The following is a 1,454-nucleotide window of genomic DNA, read 5'->3' as shown; positions in this document are numbered from 1 at the left end:
CGATCGCGATCAAGCCCGTGCCCGGCCCGAGCACCCCGACCGCGCACCACGCCAGCCCCCGTGACCTGCAGATTTCAGGATGGAATTAGCTCAGTGCGAGTTGGCCCGGCGTCCTTCCAGGAGACCGGCGGCGGCGAGCAGCAGCGAGCCGGTGCACACGGAGCCGACGATCTCGGACCGTGCGGCCGCGGTACGCAGCTTGTCCAGCAGCTTCTCGTCGGCCATCGCGGCGAGGGTGGGGACCGTGCCACCGGGCACGATGAGCGCGTACGGATCGGGCATGGTCTCGAAGGTGTGGCTGGGAACCAGGGACAGCGGGGTGTCGGTTGCCATCGGTTCGATCCGCTCGCCGACCACGACCGTGTCGTAACCGGGGGCGAGGTGGGACAGCAGACTGAGGACCTGCAGTGGGCCGACGATGTCGAGCGGGGTGAGGCCCGGGTACTGGACGAAGGCGATGGTTTTCACCGGGGCTTCATGCCGGGGGCCGAGGATTCGGTCATGGGGATGTTCCTGGTGACTGAGCCGACCTGCTGGGGGCGGAAGAGCTGTCCTACCACCATGTGTGTTGTTGCGGACGAGGACAACAGGAGGAGCTGTGGAGCCCGAGTGAATCAGCAGATCAGGTGCCATGGTGAGTCGCCGTCAAGGCGGAACTCGCCACCCCGACAACCCTCCCCCTTCCTGCCCTTGGCTTGTGGGCGGTGATTGGTTGGGTGGGGTAGGGGCGGTCCGGGTTCCCTCGCCTGCCGCAGGCCTTCTTCTTCTCCGCGTCCGGCTGGTGCTGGCCGAGCGTGGTGGGGCGGGCGGCACCAGAAGGCTGCCTGGCCGTCCGGGAGCGCGAGCAGCACAAGGCCCACCGCGAGCTGATGCAGACCCTGGCCTGCGCCGACTGCGGCCAGGTCCCCGAGCAGGAGAGCACTTGGGAGTACGGTCCGGGCGGCCGCAAGCAGTGGACCCGCCGCCCCGGCGGCCGCTGCTGGCCCTGCCATCAGGAACACACGGAGCGCCTGGAACGGGAGGCCGAAGAACAGCTGGAAGCCGCCCGGGCGGCGAACGCCGCGCTGCGCCCGTGCTGGACCTGCCGGGCTCTATCGGTGGGAAGGCGGGTGTGACCTGTTGGTGTTGTGAGGCGTGGAATGGCCCCACAGCCCATGTTGTCTGGACCTTTGGTTGGACCTGTTGGGGTGTCGGGTTGGTGGCTGCTGTGGTGACTGTGTGTGGTGGTGGGTGGGGCCAGGGGCCCTGTCGGCCTGCTGACGGGGTCGGTGGGGGTTTCGGGCCTGTATTCAGTGGTGAATTCAGCCGTGAATTCCGTGTGGATAATTTGGTGATTGGCTGCCGATGGCGTTCTTTATTCGGTTGGAATTGTGGGGTGTGGGGTGTGGGGCTGTCTCTTATACACATCTCCGAGCCCACGAGACAGGCAGAAATCTCGTATGCCGTCTTCTGCT

At 66.6% G+C, this 1,454-nt stretch carries 2 protein-coding genes; one reads left to right on the top strand and one right to left on the bottom strand.

The window, feature by feature from the left end:
* Positions 1-90 precede the first annotated feature (90 nt).
* The gene (locus tag OP86_RS32400; protein WP_030062448.1) at positions 91-468 is read right to left on the bottom strand and encodes a DJ-1/PfpI family protein; all 378 of its coding nucleotides are present in this window, start codon (positions 466-468) and stop codon (positions 91-93) included.
* Between the two features lie 326 nt (positions 469-794).
* On the opposite strand from OP86_RS32400, the gene OP86_RS32395 reads away from it, so the two are divergent.
* The gene (locus OP86_RS32395) at positions 795-1,115 is read left to right on the top strand and encodes a hypothetical protein (protein ID WP_033334447.1); all 321 of its coding nucleotides are present in this window, start codon (positions 795-797) and stop codon (positions 1,113-1,115) included.
* The last annotated feature ends 339 nt before the right edge of the window (positions 1,116-1,454 follow it).

The organism is Streptomyces novaecaesareae, from assembly GCF_000716875.1.
Taxonomy (GTDB): domain Bacteria; phylum Actinomycetota; class Actinomycetes; order Streptomycetales; family Streptomycetaceae; genus Kitasatospora; species Kitasatospora novaecaesareae.
Note: the sequence above shows the minus strand (reverse complement) of the source record. Positions and strands in the feature narration are given on the sequence as shown.